The sequence below is a fragment of the Geodermatophilus sp. URMC 63 genome, assembly GCF_053502565.1.
Genome location: NZ_CP199956.1, coordinates 5158667 through 5177899, shown reverse-complemented (window position 1 = coordinate 5177899; position 19233 = coordinate 5158667). Strand labels below are relative to the sequence as shown.

19 protein-coding genes are annotated in these 19233 nt (G+C 70.7%); 10 read left to right on the top strand and 9 right to left on the bottom strand.

The window, feature by feature from the left end; translation table 11 throughout:
* Positions 1-114: 114 nt before the first annotated feature.
* Both ACWIZO_RS25090 and ACWIZO_RS25085 read left to right on the top strand, forming a co-directional pair.
* On the top strand, positions 115-1146 hold the full coding sequence (locus ACWIZO_RS25090; RefSeq protein WP_448640293.1) for a chemotaxis protein CheB: 1032 nt from the start codon (positions 115-117) through the stop codon (positions 1144-1146).
* A 3-nt stretch (positions 1147-1149) separates the two neighbouring features.
* Positions 1150-3093: a CheR family methyltransferase gene (locus tag ACWIZO_RS25085; protein ID WP_448640292.1), complete on the top strand. Its 1944-nt coding sequence runs from the start codon at positions 1150-1152 to the stop codon at positions 3091-3093.
* Positions 3094-3125: 32 nt separating this feature from the next.
* Here ACWIZO_RS25085 and ACWIZO_RS25080 read toward each other — a convergent pair whose 3' ends face one another.
* Positions 3126-4502, bottom strand: coding sequence for an ANTAR domain-containing protein (locus ACWIZO_RS25080; RefSeq protein ID WP_448640291.1), 1377 nt, complete (start codon positions 4500-4502; stop codon positions 3126-3128).
* Between the two features lie 74 nt (positions 4503-4576).
* Between ACWIZO_RS25080 and ACWIZO_RS25075 the strand changes: the two genes are divergently transcribed.
* Complete coding sequence (locus ACWIZO_RS25075) at positions 4577-4939, top strand: hypothetical protein (protein WP_448640290.1); 363 nt, start codon at positions 4577-4579, stop codon at positions 4937-4939.
* Positions 4940-5496: 557 nt separating this feature from the next.
* Here the strand turns inward: ACWIZO_RS25075 and ACWIZO_RS25070 are convergent.
* The 3 genes from ACWIZO_RS25070 to ACWIZO_RS25060 all read right to left on the bottom strand — a co-directional run bounded on the left by ACWIZO_RS25070 (position 5497) and on the right by ACWIZO_RS25060 (position 8246).
* Positions 5497-6057 (bottom strand): dihydrofolate reductase family protein, encoded by a 561-nt coding sequence (locus ACWIZO_RS25070; RefSeq protein ID WP_448640289.1) that lies wholly within the window; start codon positions 6055-6057, stop codon positions 5497-5499.
* Between the two features lie 462 nt (positions 6058-6519).
* Positions 6520-7167: a response regulator gene (locus ACWIZO_RS25065; protein ID WP_448640288.1), complete on the bottom strand. Its 648-nt coding sequence runs from the start codon at positions 7165-7167 to the stop codon at positions 6520-6522.
* Entirely contained in the window at positions 7164-8246 is a 1083-nt protein-coding gene (locus tag ACWIZO_RS25060; protein WP_448640287.1) for a sensor histidine kinase, read from the bottom strand. Before ACWIZO_RS25060 ends, ACWIZO_RS25065 begins: the two co-directional genes overlap by 4 nt.
* A 179-nt stretch (positions 8247-8425) precedes the next feature.
* On the opposite strand from ACWIZO_RS25060, the gene ACWIZO_RS25055 reads away from it, so the two are divergent.
* Together ACWIZO_RS25055 and ACWIZO_RS25050 are read left to right on the top strand one after the other, a co-directional pair.
* The gene (locus tag ACWIZO_RS25055) at positions 8426-9271 is read left to right on the top strand and encodes a hypothetical protein (RefSeq protein ID WP_448640286.1); all 846 of its coding nucleotides are present in this window, start codon (positions 8426-8428) and stop codon (positions 9269-9271) included.
* 150 nt (positions 9272-9421) lie between these two features.
* A complete protein-coding gene (locus ACWIZO_RS25050; RefSeq protein WP_448640285.1) occupies positions 9422-9679 on the top strand; it encodes a hypothetical protein in 258 nt (85 codons plus the stop codon).
* 772 nt (positions 9680-10451) lie between these two features.
* Here the strand turns inward: ACWIZO_RS25050 and ACWIZO_RS25045 are convergent.
* From ACWIZO_RS25045 to ACWIZO_RS25030, 4 genes are all read right to left on the bottom strand, one after another.
* Positions 10452-10847, bottom strand: a complete 396-nt coding sequence (locus ACWIZO_RS25045; RefSeq protein ID WP_448640284.1) for a type II toxin-antitoxin system VapC family toxin — start codon at positions 10845-10847, stop codon at positions 10452-10454.
* A gap of 19 nt (positions 10848-10866) precedes the next feature.
* A complete protein-coding gene (locus ACWIZO_RS25040) occupies positions 10867-11097 on the bottom strand; it encodes a FitA-like ribbon-helix-helix domain-containing protein (RefSeq protein WP_448640283.1) in 231 nt (76 codons plus the stop codon).
* A gap of 377 nt (positions 11098-11474) precedes the next feature.
* Entirely contained in the window at positions 11475-12014 is a 540-nt protein-coding gene (locus ACWIZO_RS25035) for a class F sortase (protein ID WP_448643004.1), read from the bottom strand.
* A gap of 340 nt (positions 12015-12354) precedes the next feature.
* Entirely contained in the window at positions 12355-12822 is a 468-nt protein-coding gene (locus ACWIZO_RS25030; RefSeq protein WP_448640282.1) for a hypothetical protein, read from the bottom strand.
* Between the two features lie 1676 nt (positions 12823-14498).
* Between ACWIZO_RS25030 and ACWIZO_RS25025 the strand changes: the two genes are divergently transcribed.
* From ACWIZO_RS25025 to ACWIZO_RS25005, 5 genes are all read left to right on the top strand, one after another.
* A protein-coding gene (locus tag ACWIZO_RS25025) for an IS5 family transposase (protein ID WP_448640281.1) occupies positions 14499-15328 on the top strand; the annotation gives its coding sequence in 2 pieces (ribosomal slippage) (positions 14499-14856 and positions 14856-15328; 831 coding nt in all).
* A gap of 82 nt (positions 15329-15410) precedes the next feature.
* On the top strand, positions 15411-16583 hold the full coding sequence (locus ACWIZO_RS25020) for an IS701 family transposase (RefSeq protein WP_448640280.1): 1173 nt from the start codon (positions 15411-15413) through the stop codon (positions 16581-16583).
* A gap of 194 nt (positions 16584-16777) precedes the next feature.
* The gene (locus tag ACWIZO_RS25015) at positions 16778-17134 is read left to right on the top strand and encodes a hypothetical protein (protein WP_448643016.1); all 357 of its coding nucleotides are present in this window, start codon (positions 16778-16780) and stop codon (positions 17132-17134) included.
* 24 nt (positions 17135-17158) lie between these two features.
* Positions 17159-17590 (top strand): hypothetical protein, encoded by a 432-nt coding sequence (locus tag ACWIZO_RS25010; protein ID WP_448640279.1) that lies wholly within the window; start codon positions 17159-17161, stop codon positions 17588-17590.
* Positions 17587-17880 carry a hypothetical protein gene (locus tag ACWIZO_RS25005; protein WP_448640278.1) on the top strand — a complete coding sequence of 98 codons (294 nt, stop codon included), beginning with the start codon at positions 17587-17589 and terminating at the stop codon, positions 17878-17880. The genes ACWIZO_RS25010 and ACWIZO_RS25005 overlap by 4 nt, the downstream gene beginning before the upstream one ends.
* Here the strand turns inward: ACWIZO_RS25005 and ACWIZO_RS25000 are convergent.
* The gene (locus ACWIZO_RS25000) at positions 17863-18975 is read right to left on the bottom strand and encodes an IS630 family transposase (RefSeq protein WP_448640277.1); all 1113 of its coding nucleotides are present in this window, start codon (positions 18973-18975) and stop codon (positions 17863-17865) included. The two genes, ACWIZO_RS25005 and ACWIZO_RS25000, sit on opposite strands and share 18 nt — an antisense overlap.
* Positions 18976-19233 lie beyond the last annotated feature (258 nt).

Below are 19233 nucleotides of genomic sequence, written 5' to 3'. Positions count from 1 at the left end.
CCACGGCGGTCGAGGACCGGGTGGCCGCTCCACCGGGGCCCGTGCGGGGCTACGGTTCGGGCACGCCTTGCCGGTGCCCTGGCTGGAGCACGTCCGGGCGGGGGAGGGAACGCCGTGACCGTCGCGCGGAGGGACCTGGTGGTGGTGGGCGCGTCGGCCGGCGGGGTCGAGGCGCTGCGGCAGGTGCTCGGCGGCTTCCCGCCCGACCTGCCGGCCGCCGTCCTGGTGGTGCTGCACATGCCCACCAACGCCCGCAGCGCACTCCCGGCGATCCTGGACCGGGTCTGTCCGCTGCCGGTGCGGCCCGCGGTCGACGGTGAGCGGCTCGAGCCGGGGACGGTCCTCGTCGCCAGCCCCGACCGGCACCTGATGGTCAGCGACGGGCACGTCCTGCTCTCCCGCGGGCCGCGGGAGAACGGTCACCGTCCGGCCGTCGACGTCCTCTTCCGCTCGGCGGCCCGCGCAGCCGGTCGCCGGGTGGTCGCGGTGGTGCTCTCCGGCGCCCTGGACGACGGCACCGCCGGGATGATCGCCGTCCGGGCGCGAGGCGGCGTCGGGGTGGCGCAGGACCCGGACGAGGCGCTGTACCCCGGCATGCCCCAGCACGCCGCCGAGGTCGGGGGTGCCGACCACGTCGTCGCGGCCGAGGAGATGGGCTCCATGCTGGCCGAGCTGCTGGCCGAGGACGTCGACGAGGTGGACGAGCCCCCGCCCAGCGACCTGGTGGACACGGAGACGGCGATGGCCCACCTGGACACCGACGCCTTCGACGCCGACGACCGCCCCGGTGCCCCGTCCGGGTTCGGCTGCCCCACCTGTCACGGCGCGCTGTTCTCCATCACCGAGGGCGGGATGGAGCGGTTCCGCTGCCGGGTCGGGCACGCGTGGTCGGCGGAGGCGCTCGCGGTCGAGCAGTCGCAGGCGCTGGAGGGCGCGCTGTGGATGGCGCTGCGCGGGCTCGAGGAGCGCGCCACGCTCAGCCTGCGGATGGGCGAGCGGGCCGAGCAGCGCGGTCACGCCATCAGCGCCCGGGCGTTCCGCCAGCGCCACGACGAGGCCCTGCACGCAGCCGGGCTGCTGCGCCGGCTGCTGCAGCAGGGAGAGCTCAACGGGGAGGGGCTCCCCGGCGACGCGGGAGGAGCCTGATCGGTGAGCGCGCAGGACGACGTCCCCGCGGAGGTCCGCTCCGCCCTGGACGGCGAGGACGCCGCCCTGGACGCCGCCGAGGACGTCCCGGACGAGCGGCTCAGCGCTGCCGAGGCAGCTGATCCGGCCTTCGAGTCGCTCCTGGTGTTCCTCCGCGAGCGACGCGGTTTCGACTTCACCGGGTACAAGCGACCGAGCCTGGTGCGTCGGGTGCGACGCCGCATGGCGGAGGTGGGCATCACCTCCACGGCCGACTACCAGGACTTCCTCGAGGTGCACCCCGAGGAGTTCACGCCGCTGTTCAACACCGTGCTGATCAACGTGACGAGCTTCTTCCGGGACCGGCCGGCGTGGGAGCACCTGCGGGAACGGCTGCTGCCCCCGCTCGTCGCGGCCGCCGGGCCCACGATCCGGGTGTGGAGCGCGGGTTCGGCCTCGGGCCAGGAGGCCTACAGCCTCGCCATCCTGCTCGCCGAGGCGCTCGGGACCGAGCAGTTCCGGCAGCGGGTGAAGATCTACGCGACCGACGTGGACGAGGAGGCGCTGGCCCAGGCCCGGATGGCGGTGTTCACCGAGCGGGAGCTGGCCGGCCTCACCGCGGCGCAGGTGGAGGAGTACTTCCAGCCCGAGGGTTCCCGGTTCGCCTTCCGCAAGGACCTGCGACGGTCGGTGATCTTCGGTCGCAACGACCTCGTGCAGGACGCGCCGATCTCGCACGTGGACCTGCTCCTGTGCCGCAACACGCTCATGTACTTCAACGCCGAGACGCAGAGCCGCATCCTGGGCCGGTTGCACTTCGCGCTCAACCCCGAGGGGCTGCTGTTCCTCGGCAAGGCGGAGATGCTGCTCTCGCACGGGCAGCTGTTCGCCCCGGTCGACCTGAGCCGACGCTTCTTCCGCAGACGGGACGCCCAGCCGGCGATCGAACGGCGCACCGTCCCCACCGTCCTCAGGGAGGGCCTCGGGGTCGGGGAGGGTGAGCTCTCCCGGCTCCGGCGGGAGGCGATGCTCGCGGCGCCGACGGCACAGCTCGCCCTCGACGCGGACGGGCGTCTGGCCATGGTGAACCGGCAGGCCGAGCGGGTGCTGGGCGTCGACGGCCGCGACGTCGGGCGGCCGATCCAGGACTTGGAGGTCGCCTACCGGCCGGTGGAGCTGCGGACGGCGCTCACGGAGGCGCGGGCCAACCGGTCGCCGGTGCAGATCCGGGCCGTCGAGCGCCGCAGGCCCGGTCAGGAGCCCGACGTCTTCGACGTCCAGGTGATCCCGCTGCACCGCGAGGACGGCACCTTCCTGGGGACGACCGTCACCTTCGAGGACGTCACCCAGGACAGCCGGCTGCACCAGGAGCTCGAGTACGCGAACCGTCAGCTGGAGACCGCCTACGAGGAGCTGCAGTCCACGAACGAGGAGCTGGAGACCACCAACGAGGAGCTGCAGTCGACGGTCGAGGAGTTGGAGACCACCAACGAGGAGCTCCAGTCGACCAACGAGGAACTGGAGACGATGAACGAGGAGCTCCAGTCGATGAACGACGAGCTCCACTCCACGAACGAGGAGCTGCGCAGCACCACCGACGAGGTCGCTGCGCTCAACCGGTTCATGTCCGGGGTGCTGGGCAGCTTCCGCGTCGGTGTCCTCGTCGTCGACCCGGAGCTGCGGGTCCTCGCCTGGAACGACGCGGCCGAGGACCTGTGGGGCATCCGGTCGGACGAGGCCCGCGGGCAGTTGCTCCTGAGCCTCGACATCGGCCTCCCCGTCGTCGAGCTGCAGCCGGTGCTGCGACGCCAGGTCGTCGGGGACGGCGAGCCGCACGAGACGGTCGAGCTGGACGCGGTGAACCGCCGCGGCCGCCGGGCGCGCGTCCGGGTGACCGTCAGCGCCTTCCGGCACGTGCCCGGTGAGCGGGGCGGCGCGGTGGTGCTGATGGACCCCGTCGACGTCTGAAGGCCCGCCCGGGCCGGTCGGACGGAGGCGGGTCAGTCGGCCGTGAGCAGGTCGTCGACGTGACCCTCGACGACGAGCGTGGCGAGGTCTCGGACCTTCACGTTGTGCCGGTTGCTGAGGGTCACCAGTCTGGCGAAGGCCTCGTCGGCGTTCACGCCGAGCCGGACCATGAGGATCCCCTTGGCCTGGTCGATGACCGCCCGGGAGCCGAGGGCCCGTTCGAGGTTGACCGCCAGCTGCTGCATGGCCTCGCGCTCCGCGACGTTCTGCAGGACCCCGGCCACGGCGGCGGCCGCGAGCTCGGCGATGCGCCGGCCGGCGAGCCCGAAGGCGCCCGTCCGCCCGGAGTAGACGTTGATGGCACCCGAGGCGGCGCCGTCCTCGTGCAGCGGCACGGCCAGGACGCTGCAGACCGGGCCGGCCGCGACGAGCGGGGCCAGGCCCGGCCAGCGCGGATCGGTGACCACGTCGTCGGTGACCACCACCGAACCGACCCGGTAGGCGTCCCAGCAGGGACCCTCGCCGGCCTGCACCTGCCGGCCGTCGAAGGTCTGCGCCTCCGCCGAGTCGCTGCCCAGCCGCTGGGGTTCCCGCGGGTCGCCCACCGTGATGCTGACCCAGTCGGCGGCGGGGACCGCGCCACGGATCAGCGCCGCCATCCGGCCGAGCAGCCACGGCCGGTCGGCCTGCCCGGCCGGGAGCCCGGACAGCTCGGTCAGCGCCGTGGCCAGCCCGATGACCTGCGAGGCGGGGATCCGCTCCTCGCCCTCCGTGTCGGCGCCGGCCGCCGCGCGCGCCGGGGCCGCGGGCTCGTCGTCGACGCGCCCGCCGACGACCGCCTCCTCCGGGATCAGGAGCCACTGCACGCGTGCTGCCGACGCGCGGTGGTCGGCGGCGTCGGTGAACCCGAACAGGTGCGCCCGCAGCGGGGGCCGCCGTCGTGGGTGCACGGTCACGGTGAGGGTCTGGTCGACCGCCGCTCCGGAGCCCAGCTCGCGCAGCGCGGACCGGAACGGCCGGACGTCCTCGGGGGCCAGGTAGACGCTGAGCGGCTTGCCGCGCAGCCGCTGGAGCGCGGTCCCGAGGTGGGCCGCCAGTGCCGGGTTCGCCTCGGTCAGGGCGCCATTGCCGTCGGTGACGAAGAGCCCGAGCGGGAGCAGGGCCGACATCTGCCCCCTCCAGCGGCGCTCCGCGTCGTGCTTCAGGAGCAGGTGCGTGATCTGCTCCTGCTGGACCCGCATCTCCTCCTCGGCGACGCGCAGCTCCTCGTGCGCGACCTGGACGTCGGCGAGCTGGGCCAGCAGGTCTTCGGCTCCTCGTCTGCTCGGGCGGAGGGGGCGCCGCGGTTCGGGGAGCGACCCGGCGTCCGGCTCGGGGCCCTCGCCCGGATGGGCGGCGCCGGCGCTCACCGCGCCGCTCCCGTGGGGGCGGACCCGTCGTCGTCCGTCCACCCCGCCCGTGCCCGGTCGAGGACCGCCTCGTCGTGGTCGGCCCGGGCGTCACGCCGGTGCCGCTCGGCCCGCCGTTCGTGCTCGGCGACGTCTCCGAGGCCACGGCGGGCGGCCTGCTCGTGGACCTCGGCTGCGCGCTCGTGGCTGCGCGCGGCCCGCTCGTGTCCGGCTATCGCCCTCCGCAGGGACTCCTCGGCGCGGTGCCGCGCCTCCTCCGCGTGTTGCTGGGCGATGCCGACGTCACCGGTCCCCGACCGGCGGTCCGTGGCCAGCCGCGTCAGCCGCTCGGCGATCTCCTGCGTCCGGCGACCCGCCGACTCGGCACGCGCCGCAGCCTCCGCACCGGCGTCGCGTGGATCCACACCCGCCACCCCTCCTTCGGCACGATCCGGTGAGGAGCACACCACGTCGCGGTGCCCGACGCCACGCTCTCGGGCACCGGTGAGCAGATGCGGCGCACCGCCACGGGACGGTGCCGTGGTGTGAGGTGTGGCGGCGCTGGGGGTGGCGCTCTGCGACCGAGCAGGGCGCTACGTGGCTCATGTGTCGTGGTGGGTCGCCCCCCGGTGATCGCGACTCGTGGGCCTCGCGAGACCTGCCGCTGAACAGCGCTCTCGCAGCCGACGAGTAGTGGTCGGTGCTGGTGTCGGCGGAGCGTCTCGGGGCCGACGAGACCGCTCCACAGCCGGCCGGAGGTGCAGGCTGCAACGGATCGCCGGAAGGGCGTGTCGCGTCCCCTCCGGATGGGCCTGCGGCCCACCCTTCCCCTGAGCCGTTGCAGCCGGCGGAGAGCCGGTCGTGGAGAGCGGCCGGGACAGTGGTGGAGCGGCTCGGGACACCGTCGAGCCGTGGGAGGCGCCGGGGCTCGCCTGTCAGGTGATCACCACGAGGGGATGCCCTGAGGGCCACGAGATCTCCGGGTGGCACGGGCCCGCGCCGGTCCGGGATCGGGTCACCGCCTGGTTGTGTACCTGGTCAGGAGCACGCCGCCGGGGAACGTGCGGGTCTGCACCAGGTCCAGGTGCACCCGGGTGTCCAGGGCGGTGAAGAACGGCGTGCCGCCGCCGACCAGGACCGGGTGGGTGACGATCGCGTACTCGTCGATCAGCCCGGCCCGCATGGCCGCCGCGGCGAGGGTGGCGCCGCCGATGTCCATGGGGCCGCCGTCCTCGGTCTTGAGCCGGGTGATCTCGGTGATGGCGTCGCCGGTGACCAGGCGGGCCCCGTCGACCGCGCTGATCGTGGAGGAGAACACCGCCTTCGGCATGTCCCGCCAGCGGCGGGCGTACTCGATGTGCGCCGGGGTGGCGTCGGGCTGCTGGTCGGCGGTCGGCCAGTGGGAGCTCATCGTCTCCCACAGTCGGCGCCCGTACAGCGCCAGGCCCGTGGCCCCCACCCGGTCGGACCACCACCCGAACAGCTCGTCGCTCGGTGAGCTCCAGCTGAGGTCGTCGCCGGGTGCGGCGATGTAGCCGTCCAGGCTCACGTTCATGCCGAAGGTCAGTGTCCGCACGGTGGAGCCTCCCGTGAGTCGGTGTTCGGCGTGCAGACCGACACGGCGCGCAGGACTGATCGGTCGGACCACACCGAGGGCCGGTCGACCACCGCGTCAAGGGGTGCCCCGGTTCGGTGGAGCGGGGCCGGGTCACGGTCGAGGCCTGGGCGCAGCAGTGGCCGGCCGCGCAGACGGGCCTCGAGCCCAGCACGCTCCACCGCTACCGGTCACTGCTGCGGGCCCAGCTCGTCGCCGGCCGCCTCGCGCCGGCGACGGTGCGGCAGGCCCACCGCGAACTCGCGCTCATCCGGACCCTCCCCGTCCGCGACGGGCGCAGCCCGCGCAACCCGGCCGCCGGCGTCCCGCTGCCCAGGGCAGCCCGTCATCCGGTGAGAGGACGCAGCATCCCTCCGCGGGGTACACGCCGCTCTGCGACGCTGCGAGGGTTGCGGCACACGGCGGCGGGAGCCTTCTGCGGCGTCAGATGCGGCCGGTCTCGTGGGCCCACATGGCGACCTCGACACGGTTCCGGGCGCCGAGTTTTCGCATGAGGCTGGCGAGGTGGGCTTTGACGGTGCTCGGGGTGATGTAGAGCTCGCTGGCGATCTCGCTGTTGGTGCGGCCTTGGGCCAGCGGCACGAGGACTTCCTCCTCGCGGGCGGTGAGCGGTTCGATCGGCTGCCTCGGTGGTGAGGTCTGCGCGTGGGCGAACGCTGCGAGCAGTCGGACGGTCACGCTGGGGGCGATCAGTGCGTCCCCGTCGGCGGCGGCGTGGATGGCCTGGGTCAGCAGGGCGGGTCCGGCGTCCTTGAGCAGGAACCCGCGGGCGCCGGCCTTGAGCGCCCCGTGGACGTACTCGTCGAGGTCGAAGGTGGTGATGACCACGATCGGCAGGGGGTCGGTGACGTCGGGGCCGGCGAGGCGTCGGGTGGCTTCGATGCCGTCCATCAGCGGCATCCGGATGTCGAACAGGCCGACGTCGGGGCGCAGCTGGAGCGCGAGGCGGACTGCCTCACGCCCGTCGGCGGCCGCGCCGACCACGTCGATGTCGGGTTGGGCGTCCAGCAGCATCGTCAGCCCGGTGCGCACGATGGGCTGGTCGTCGGCGATGAGGACCCTGATGCTCATCGTGGCGTCCCGGTTCGGGGCAGGACCGCCTGTACCCGCCAGCCCCGCTCGGCGGCGGGGCCTGCGGAGAAGGTGCCGCCGAGCAGTGCGGCGCGTTCCCGCATGCCCACCAGGCCGTAGCCGGCTGGGGCGCGGCCGCCGGCGGCGGAGCCGTCGTCGTCGATGGTCAGCCGTACCTGGTCGGCGTCGCCGGTGACGGTGACGATGACCTGGGTCGCGTGGCGGGCGTGCCGTCGAGCGTTGGTGACGGACTCCTGGGCCAGGCGGTAGATCGCGGCCCCGACCGCCGGGCTGAGGTCGTCGAACTCGCCGGAGAGCGTCACCTCGACGCAGGGACGCGCCTGGCCATCGGTGGCGAGCTGCTCGACCTCGGCCACGCCGGGCTGCGGCGCGAACTCGGTGTCCTGCGAGGCGCGGAGCACGCCGACGATGGCGCGCAGCTCGGTGAGGGTGCGGGTCGCTGCGTCCTCGATGACGGCCAGGGCCTCGACGGCACGCTCGGGGTGGGAGGCCGCGATGGCACGTCCTGCTTGGGCCTGGATGGCGATGCCCGACACGTGGTGGGCCACGGTGTCGTGGAGTTCACGGGCGAGCTGTTCGCGTTCGCGGGCCTTGGCCTGGTCGACGTCGCGGATGCGGCTCTTCGTCCGATAGCGGATCGCGGCGCCGAGCGCGGCGGCGGACAGGAAGAACCCGTAACCTCCGACCGTTCCCGCCAGGCTCATGGGGTCGGCGACGTTGGTGATAGCCAGCCAGAGCAGGATGACGCTGAGGCCGCTTGCGGCTTCCCGACCGGACCCCCACCGGAACAGGGCGTAGGCCAGGATCAGCGCCGCGGACATGCTCGACAGCAGGGCGCCGTGCGACCCGGTGAGGATCCTGACGATGTCGAGGATCGTCAACGTGCCGAAGGAGACCGCAACCGCGACGAGCGGGTGCGTGCGTCGCCACAGCAGCGGGCCGAGGACCGCGAGCACGTAGAGCAGCAGCAGCGGGCGCGGCGCCAGGTTCGCCGACGTCCAGGCGGCCCGGCGAAGCACCACCTCCACCAAGGACCAGCAGACCAGTGCTGCGACCACGGCCCAGTCCCGCGGCCCCCGGTCCGGAGCATTCGTGGGTCGAGGTTCGGCCCACAGCGAGCGGAGTGCGCTGGTGGCCACCTGATCAGCCTAGGCAGCCCGCGTGCTCGGGGTATCGGCCGAAAGTACGACAGCTCGGCTGTGCCAACGGCCAGATCGAATCAGGCTCCAGGGCTGATGTGCCCGCCACCGGCATCCGTGACGGTGGCAGCACCCACCCGATCAAGGCGAGGAGCAATCTGATGAGAACGCCTCAATCCCGCACCGCACGAGAAGAAGCTCTAGCGGAGATCAGACAGCGACCGGATGCGGGAACCCGCCCGGCGCCGGAGACGAGTGCAGCCGGGGCGGCGACGATGCGGGTTATCGGCGCGGCGGCGATCGCGTTGGCAGCGTCGCTGGTCCTCGAGAACACGGTGGTGTTGGCCAAAACGCCAACCTACTGGGCCCCGATCAAGGACGTGCTCGCCTTCCACGCGGAACACCGGGGCTCGGTCGCGATCGCGGTCGGCCTGCAGGCACTGTACCTGCCGCTGCTGCTCGGGTTCCTGACCGGTCTGCACGGGCTCGTCGGGCGCCGCGGGGGTGCGGGCGTGGACTGGTCGCGCCTCGCGGTGGCCGCGGGCGCGATTTCCTCGGCGGTCTTCGCGTTCTACGCCGTTCTGTGGGACGGAGTCGTGGTGTCCGCCGGCAATCTCGCCGCGCCGAGCCCGGCATTCGAACTCGCCTGGCACATGCATGCAGCAGCGTTCGCGCTGGCGCTGCCGGCACTCGGCACCACCTTCATCGGCGCTGCGCTGGCGACGCATGCGACCAGGCTGACGCCGCGGTGGCAGCTGCTGCTCGGCGTGGCCGGGGGAGGCCTGCTCCTCGCCGCCGGGGCGGCCAGCCTCGCGGTCGCGGACGGCTCGACGCTCCCGGTGTTGGCGGGGGCGACCGGCTACTTCGCCTGGATGGTGTGGCTGCTTGCGACCGGTGTACGGCTGGTGCGCGCTCGAACAGCCGACCGTCCTGACAACGCATAGTCAGTGGGGGTCGAGCAGCGCTCTGCCACGTCGGTGCCCGCGGCCGTCGACGTGGCCGAGCGCTGATCTGGGCGCCCCGGAGGACCTTGGGTCACCGGTGCTCGCCGAGGGACCCCGTCGGTCAGGCTTCGGTCAGGGCGACCCAGCTTCATGTTCCTGTACATCGACGTCGATTACTTCGCCCTGTACAAGCCCGGGCTCATCGACAACCTCCGCGCCGGCGACAGCCAGGCGATGAACAACCTGGGAGTGCTGTTCGCCGGGCGAGGGGACGACGGCGAGGCCGAGACCTGGTGGCGGCAGGCGCTCGACGCCGAGGTACGCGAGGACGCCGACGACAGCGGGGCCTTTCACAATCTGCTGGCGTTGTTCCAGAAGCGGAGCGAGTACGGCGGAACCGAGAGATAACGGCCGCTGTCCGGTAGTCGCCGAGTCCTGGCCAGCATGGGCCCCGCTCGAGTTCACCGCTGGCTGGCTGGTGACCGCCATCGTCGTGGTCGGACTCAGCGGAGTGTTCAAGCGGGATTAAGCCGATCCTCCCGGCGAGCCTCCCCCGCTGGGTTTCTGACTTCCGATAACTTCCTCACCCTGGCTGAATACTTCGAACTGAAAAGCACCAAACTCCTTGCCGAGAAGATCCAGGGGTCGGCGTCCTTCACGATCGACAGAGTTAATCCGTGGCGGGATGCTTCTTCCAGGCAGGACCTGATAGCCCGTGCCCGTCTGACGAGGCTTATCAACGAGGAGCGCGCGACATCTGCGACGTTCCAGGCCTCGCGCGCGACTGACTCCTTGATCAGGTGGCATTTCGGCATGTCATCTACTTGATGTGGCGAGACTACGAGGATTGCTACGAATACCCGATCTACCAGTCGCGGGATCGGCAGAGCATCGAGGTTCGCCTGGTAGATCGGGAGTTTGGGCAGGTAGGCGGCTAGTTGTGGGGCGGGTGGGGCTCGAACCCACGACCCAGGGATTATGAGATCTTCCAGGGCACTTTTCTGGCCTGCACCATTATCCGTAATGTCCCCTTTGAGCTGCGGTTTTGCCGTTGGCGGTCGATGGCTGTCGACGGTCCGAAACGGCCCTTCTGTGGGCATCGTGTGGGCACGGTGTGGGCACGGCTAGTACATACACGGGGCAGGGGTACCGGTCCCGGCGCTCCGTACGGGAAGCGCTGTCAGCGCAGGACGCGGATGGCGCATCGCGGGCCGGGGGCGGCGGCCAGCCGACCGTCCGCCGTGATCAACTCGCAGTCCAACCGCTCGGCCAGGGCCACGTAACAGGCGTCGTAGGCGCTGACGTTGGCGCGCAGCTCGAGGGCGCGCCGCATCAGTCGCAGCTTTGGGACGCGCTCGAACCGCAGCTGCTGCAGATGCCCGAGGGCGGCCTCGAACCGCTGGTCGGTCAGCGTGCGAGCCAGCCAGCGCTTGCGGAGCACCGACACGGTCTCGACGTCGACCAGATCGGGCGCGGTGACCTGGTCGGCGGCGCGCAGCTCCCCGCGGGCGGCCTCCCCGGCTATGTGGTCGTCGGCGAGGGCGTTGGCCAGGATGGAGGCGTCGACGACGATCACTGCGCGCTCGCCTGGACGCTCAGCGTCGCGAGCGTTCCTCGTCCAGGTTGGCCACGGCTGCCTGCAGGCCCACGCGACCGCCGTGCTGCGCTTCGACCTCGTCGAGGACCTCGCTGATCGAGCGGTGCTCGGCGAGGTGACGCAGCTCGACAGCGAGGTACTGCTGCAGCGACTGGTGGCGGCGCTCGGCCTTGCGTTGCAGAGCGGCGTGCACGTCCTCGGGGACATCGCGCACCAGGACATGCGGCATGCTTGCATAATGCTTACATCCGCTGACCACTGCAAGGAGTGCCGCCTCGGCCAGTGGGTTAGGACCTCCGCGATGACCGCCAAAAAGTTAATACAAAACTACTTCCTCGCGTTCGGTAGCCGTTTAGCGTCATGGGAGTAAGCCGCTGACCTGCGATGAAAATGTTCACGATCGCTGGCCTGAGGATGGTCGCGACGGCCGTCTTGTGGACTATCGGCGGACTGAGGACATCACCACGCCTGTTGCGGAAGCGGATGAGCGGCGCCAGCCGGACCACACCCGCTGACGAATCAGCAGCGGTGCATTCGCAGTGTTTCCTGATCGGCGCTCTCGACGTAGGACGACCTGCATGTGGCCTGCGCAGGGGAGCCCGAGTATCAGCCGACCGCTGCCAGGCTGGCGAACACGATGATGTTGTCCTCGTAGTTCCCCGAGTCCTCGTCGAACGCTCCGCCGCACGTGATGAGGCGGAGGCCGGAGTGGTCGATGTCGCCGTAGACCTCCTCGGTCGGGAAGCCGTCCTTGGGGTGCTCCTCGACGCGGTCGACCCGGAAGGTGGCCACGGTGCCGTCGGCGCGGTCGACGACGACGGTGTCGCCGCGGCGCAGTTCCCGCAGCCCGTAGAAGGCTCCCGGTTCGCCCTGCCAGTCGACGTGGCCGGCGAGGACAGCGGGCCCGAGCTGACCGGGTGTGGGGCTGCCGTCGTACCAGCCGACCGGATAGGCGCCCGGCGGGACCTCCATGGAGCCGTCCCGCTTCAGGCCGAGCTCCATGATCCGGGATGTGACCCCGAGGGCCGGGATCTGGACCCGGCTGGGAGTGCTGGCCGGCAGTTGGCCTGCGCTGGCCGCAGGACTGACCGCCTCGGCAGCGGGCGCGGACGGAGTTGCGGTCGCGGTGACCGGCGGGGCGTCCACGGCGAGGGGGACGGCGAGTCGGACGGGGTCACTCACATCCTGGGGCAGGAGGACGATCGCAGCGATGCCCGCGGCCGCGAGCACGGCGGAGGTGCCCGCCCAGGCCCGGGCCGCGCGGGGCCGGGCGGTCCGGACGGTGGGGCGACGGGGCCGTCCGTAGCGGGTGACGCGAGGCGGCCGGGCGAGGAGAGCCTCCAGCTCCGCGTCGGTGCCCGACACCCTCGCACCCGGTGGTGGTGGCGGTGGCGGGTACGCCGCGACGATGCGCACCGCGCCACCCACCCCGGCCACTGTGTGGCTGGGGTGGGTGGCGGGTGCGCGGTGCCGCACGTCGGGGAGGTCAGACGGTCGCGCGGGAGCTGCGCCGGGCAGCGAACGCAGCCCCGCCGGCCGCGGTCAGGGCGACACCGCCCAGGACGTAGGGCAGGGCGCCGGCGTCGTCGCCGGACGAGCTGCCGTCGCCGGCGGCGACGGCGCCCGCCGGACGGGTGGCCACCTGGCTCGTGGTGCTGGGGACCACCTGGCTCGTGCTGCCAAGGGCCATGGCGCTGGTGACGGTCCCCGGGTTGGCGACGTAGTCGTGGTCCTCGCAGGCCACGCCGGCAACACCAGAGAAGCCGGTGCCGATGGCGCCATCCAGGCCATTCGGGTCGCTCGTGTCGGCGTCGTAGACAGCCTGAGCGTCCGCCTGCGAGACGAAGTCCTTGCAGTCGTAGCGGTCGGCGGCGTGGGCCGTGCCGGCGAAACCGAAGGAGAGGGCCGCGGTGAACAGGACACCAGCGGCGGCGGTGGTGGTGGTACGACGCATGATCCGGACTCCAGAAATCTGTGGGTGAGGCGGCTGCCACTCTCACACAGCGGTTTCGTTCCGATACGGCGCGTAGCCGGAGCACTTGTGCTGATCCTCGGCCAACTAGCTAGCGATGTTCGCCGGCCGGACTCACTTGAGCCCCATGCGTCCCAGGGGACTCGCTACACCGCCGGACGGCCTGACCTCCGCTGACACGGCATGGCGCGCTTTGGTCAACTTGGATGACCACGCCTACGACCGAGTGCACATCTCTCGGCGCGGCGTCCTCGAGTGGGCCAGCCAGCACGTCAACCCTGCTCCTGCCAAGGACACCTCGGGACACAGCGGCCCACTGCTCGTAAGCACGGTTATCAAAGCGGCCGTCACGTGGCAGAGCGGTAGGCAAAGTGGCCCGTTGCCTGGGACGCGCTTACTGATCTTGCCGGCCGGACTCCGCCACTGCCGGCTCATTCCGCCGCATGGACGGCACTGCAGAGGCCGCAGGACGAAGTGGCACACCTCCTGCACATTGGACCTGTGGGTCATCCCCGACATGATTGGCGGGTGAGCCGCTGACCTGCCCGGATCACCAGGACTAGCGTTCTGAGCTGCGTTTATGGGTGAGGGAGGTGGTTGGCTCGAGATGGTCGCATACGGGCATCGTGCGGACGATCTGCGGACTCTGTGCGGACTGCGAGGTGGGCTGCCCGGCGGCCTGGGCCGTTGCCCAGGGACTGGGTCTCTCGGGCCAGTCCTGGTGTGTCCGCATCGGTGTTGCAGGCGGTGACCGGCTGTATCCGCGCCGGCGCCGGCCGGGATCGCGGCCTGGCCAGTGGGCCGGGACGGTGCACACCCAGGTCGCCCTGGTCCAGGCGGTGGCTGCGCCACTGCCTGGACCGCAAACCCCGGCCGCTGACGCCCGGCTGAGCATTGCCACGGCTTACCGCAATCTGCATGAAGCACTCGACGTCCTCGCCGCGCACGCCCCCGACCTGTCTGACGCGACCGGGTTACCCTCTGCCAGCAGCGCATCGGCGCTGTTGCCGCAGCCGCATTGGTCCTGACCTCACTCGACCGCGGAAGCAGGTGGGAAACCGCAATGGGCGAGTTGAGCGCCCCGCTGTTGCTCCGAACTGTCGACCAAAGCGCGAATAACAGCAGGACCTACCCAGCCGCACTATCCCAAGTTGATGCGGAACGTTGCTAGCGTGGATGGCCGTGGTTGTACGACTTGGGAAGTAGCCCCTGAGCAGCCCTTTCACGGTTGGGCAGCGTTGGCTGACACCGGTATCAGACGGCAGTCTTGTTGACTGATTGTTGACTGACACCCACGCGGTCGGGCGTGGCGGAACGGAAGGTCCTGCGTGCACCCCTGGCGATCCCGTGGTGCTCCCTGCTGACGGCTTTCAGCGGAGGTAGCCGGCTCCGGCAGGCACTGAGAGCGCGACGGCCTGCCCGTGCTCGGTCAGTAATCGCCGACCATTTCGGCTGCAGTCGGGAAGGGCAGCTTCTTGGCGTGTCCGCCAACGGGTGTGGCGTCATGTCGAACTGACTCTCGACATTCGGCTGCATACGGTGACCCATGAAGTACACACCGAGCCGGAACGCGGCACCGACCTCGGGCTTAGAAGACGTTGTGGAAGTAGGTCCTCAGGCTCTGTCGGGCTGAGGTAGGTCGGCGCAGCGTGCTGGCCATGTCGTCGTTGGTGTCTTCCCCGCCGCCACGGCTGATCAGTGACGAGCTCTGGGCGCTGGTCGAGCCGCTGATCCCACCCCGCAAGCCCGCCGTGCATGGCCGCACCGGCCGCCCGCGCACCTCCGACCGGGACGTGCTTGAGGGCATCGCCTTCGTGCTGACCACCGGCATCGGCTGGGCCAAGCTGCCCGGCGAGCTCGGCTATGGCTCGGGTTGGACCTGCTGGCGGCGACTGCACGACTGGGCCGAGGCCGGCGTCTTCGACCGACTCCACCAGTCGGTGCTCGACCGGCTGGGCGAGCAGGGCCGGCTGGACTGGTCGCGGGCCAGCCTCGACAGTGTCGGCGTTCGGGCGAAAAGGGGGGTGAGCTAACGGGCCCCAACCCGACCGACCGGGGCAAGGCCGGTAGCAAGTACCACCTGCTCGTCGACGCACACGGCCTGCCACTCAACGTGCTGGTCACTGGCGCGAACCGGCACGACAGCATGCTCGTCGAACCGATCCTGGACACGATGCCGGCGATCAAGCGCGGCGGCCGCGGCCATCCGCGCCGCCGGCCGCTCAAACTGCACGGCGACAAGGGCTATGACAACCCGTGGGTCCGCCGCTACCTGCGCCGCCGCGGGATCACCGCCCGCATCGCGCGGATCGGCCGGGACTCCAGCGTCCGCCTGGGCCGGCACCGCTGGGTCGTCGAGCGCACGCTCGGCTGGCTGCTGTCCTACAAACGCCTCGCGCTGCGCTACGACCGCAGCGCCACGACGATCACCGCGCTGGTCCGCCTGGCGGTCACCCTGCTCTGCGCCCGACGCCTACCGACGAACTAATGCAACGTCTTCTAATACTGCAACGGCACTTGAAGGTGTGTCGCTGCCGGGATCCAGTAAGGGCTGGTAGCAGCGTTTTCGGATGCGCTGTGATGGCCTGGTGGCCGAGGTGGCTGACTGGGCGGCGAGCCTGGAGGAGGTGCACGCCCGGATCGCCGGGGCGTTCGCCCGGGCCGAGCCGCGGGCCCGGGTGCTGGCCTATTTGCGCGGCCTGCTGGGCCAGTTGGAGCGCAAGAACGGCTGGACGCTGGCCGAGGCCGCCGGCGAGGTCTCTCCGGACGGGATGCAGCGGCTGCTGCGCACCGCCGACTGGGATGCCGAGGCGGTCCGCGACGAACTGCGGGGCTACGTGGTCGAGCGGCTCGGCCCCGGTGGCGTGCTGATCGTGGACGAGACCGGGTTCATCAAGAAGGGCGCTCGCTCGGCCGGGGTGGCCCGGCAGTACACCGGCACCACCGGCAAGATCGACAATTGCCAGGTCGGCGTCTTCTGCGCCTACGCGACCGACGCCGGACGCGCCTTGATCGACCGCGAGCTCTATCTGCCCCGGGCCTGGACCGACGACCGGGAGCGGGCCCGGGCGGCCGGCATCCCGGATGACGCGCCGTTCGCCACCAAGCCCGAGCTGGCCCGCCGGATGCTGACCCGGGCCCTCGACGCGGGCGTGCCGGTGAGCTGGCTGACCGCCGATGAGATCTACGGGCAGGACAAGCGGCTGCGGGTCTGGTGCGAACAACACGGGCTGCCCTACGTGCTGGCCACCCGCAGCAACGACACGGTGGCCACCCTCGACTGGCGGCAGCGCCGGGTGCGCGCGCTGATCGCCGAGCTGCCCGAGTCGGCCTGGGCTCGGTGCTCGGCCGGCGCCGGCGCGCACGGCCTGCGCCTCTACGACTGGGCACGCCTGCAGCTGCTGACCGGGTTCGACCCGGGATGGGCGCGCTGGGTGTTGGCCCGCCGCACCATTCCCAAGACCGCTGACGAGGCCGCGGAGCTGGCCTTCTACGTCTGCGCCGGCCCCGCCGGCACCACCCTCGAACAACTCGTCGCCGTGGCCGGCGGTCGCTGGCGGATCGAGGAGTGCTTCCAGGCGGCCAAGAACGAGGCCGGCCTGGCCTCCTACCAGGTGCGCGACTACACCGCCTGGTATCGGCACATCACCCTGGCGATGCTCGCCCACGCCTATCTGAGCGCTACCCGGGTCACCGCGGAAAAGGGGGGTCCGGAGCCGGAAGCCAGCAGCTCATCGCGCTGACCGTGCCCGAGCTCCGGCGCCTGCTCAATACCCTCATCCGCACTCCGCGGCCCGACCTCGACCACACCGCCGACTGGTCCTGGTGGCGCTGACGCCGCCAGGCCCAGGCCCGCGCCGCCCACTACCGCACCCGAGGACAGGCACCGCCATAACTGCCGTTGCAGTACTAAGTGGGGTCGGCTTAGGGTCCGCCGGTGGCGTTCATCCGGCGGGTGCGGACGGCGTCGGGGGCCACGGCGGTGCAGATCGCGGAGTACGCCGCTGGGAGGCAGCGCATCGTCACGCACGTGGGCTCGGCGCACACCGATGCCGAGCTGGGGCTACTGCTGGAGCGGGCGGACCGCTGCGCCGACTTCACTACCAAGGCCGTCGCGGCTGGTCTCAACGAGCGCATGGTCCGCCTGGCCGAGCGCCAAGGCGAGATGCTTGCCGCCATCGTCACCACGGCGTTGTCCGAGGTAGCGCTGCCAGCGGACGTGGCCCAAGCACTCAAGACATCCATCGCTCGGCAGGTCCGAAAGCTTCAAGGAGACCAACCCAGCAATAAGTGAAGCTCTTGAATTGACCTACTGGGAGTGGAGTACTTCTGTGCCGTGACAGAGCCTCTGCTGCGCCGGCTCCGGTCAATCTTGAGCGCCCTCATACCCCGCTCGGCAGCCTCATCCCGTCTTCGAGACCTAGCAGTGCTAGAGAGAGGTTGGCTCGACGGTAGCGGGGAGCCGGTTGCTCCGGTTGCCCTCGAGATGGCAGGTGACGTCCTTCGAAGGATCGCTAGGAGGGGGTGGCGGCCGCCGGGCGTCTTTCCCCTGATTGAGGGTGGCGTTCAGCTTGAATGGGGCCCCACAGCACTCACGCCAAACGTCGAAGCGTTATCGGTCGAAATCAGAAACGATGCGACCACCCACGTCTTTCTCGTGACATATGTTAACGAGGAAGGGGCTGAATTCGACCTAGGAGCTTCGGACCCTGACCGTGTGGCGATCCAGTTGGGAGATTACCTACGGTGACGAGCGAGAATCCTGGTGCTTCGGCCGACCTGACCGACTGCGAGTTTCCTCTCGACCCGGAGTCGAGCGAGAAACTGTGGCGCCAAGTGTTCCCGAAGTTCTGGGATGGGAAAGTATTGTCCAGCCAAGCCTTTGGGCCTGGTGAGGATGGCAAGGTTTCAGTCGATAGGGAGTCGAAGGTCGGGCCCAAGGATGCCTTTGAGCACTTCACGCAGGTAGCAGGAAAGAGGAGCGCTGGAGTGTGGGCTGTACGGGTCAACGACACCGCAGCCCTAGTGCTCCGTAACTGACGTCGTTGGTGTCTTGCGGTGGCGCGGGTCGGTGGCCTTGGCGATGACCGTGTCGGGGTCCTTGGTCCAGGTGAAGGGTGCGCAGCGGTCGTTCCAGGCGTCGATGAAACGCTCGATGGCAGCGATGAGGTCGGCCACGGTGAGGAAGCTGCCGCGGCGCAGGGCCTGGCGGCTGATGATCGAGAAGAACGCCTCGACCAGGTTGAGCCAGGAGCCCGAGGTCGGGGTGAAGTGCAGCTGCACCCGCGGGTGCCGGGCGAGCCAGGCCCGAACGGCGGGGTGCTTGTGGGTGGCGTAGTTGTCGACCACCACGTGCAACTCGCGGCGCGGATAGGCGGCGGCGACCTGCTTGAGAAATGCTAGGAACTCCTGGTGCCGGTGCCGCTCGGTGCAGGCCTCGGTGACCCGCCCGGTGGCCACCTCCAGTGCGGCGAACAGCGTGGTGGTGCCGTGCCGGAGGTAGTCGAAGCTGACCGCCTCCGGGTGCCCGGGCCGAACCGGCAGCACCGGCGCGGTCCGCTCCAGCGCCTGCAGCTGCGGCTTTTCGTCCACGCAGAGCACCACCGCCTGCTCCGGCGGATGCAGGTAGAGCCCGACGACGTCACGGATCTTGCCCTCCAGCTGCGGGTCGGTGGAGAACTTGAAGGTCTGCGCCCGCCAGGGCTGCACGCCGAAGCGGTGCCAGATCCTCGCCACCGTGGCGTGCGAGATCGGCGTGCCCTCGCCGGCCAGCGCCGCGGCCAGCAGCCGCGAGGACCAGTGGGTGGCGCCGTACTGGATCGGCGGTGCGGTGAGGGTCAGCTCCAGCACCCGGTCCCGGAGCGCCTCCGGCAGCGGGGAGGGCTTACCGGGGCGCGGCAGATCCTCCAGCCCGGCCAGGCCGTGTTCGGCATAGCGCCCGCGCCAGGTCACCACCGTTCCCTCGGCGCAGCCGACCATCGCGGCAATCTCCTTGCCCGGCACCTCATCCGCGGCCAGCAGCACGATCCGGGCGCGTTCGACCTCCCGCGCCGGTGCGCCCTTGTCCCGAACCCGCCGCGTGAGCTCCCGCCGATCGCCCTCCGGTACCTGTACCACCCGCACGTGCGCGGCCATAAGAAATGGTCACCCTGGCCGTGAGATCACATCAAGGACCACCGCGACGGAGCACTAGGACTGCAGGCTGTGGATGACAGCGAGTGCCCTGCCCCTCCCGATGGGCCCATAGTCTCGCCGTGGCACGCCTATCTGGATTTACGCCAATACGGCAGCTCCAGGCGCAAGTCGCTCAGTCAGCGACTCAGGAATTTGGCTCTCAAAGAGGGGCCACACTATACCGCCTGACGCAACGTTTGCCGCTGGTGTTGTGAAACC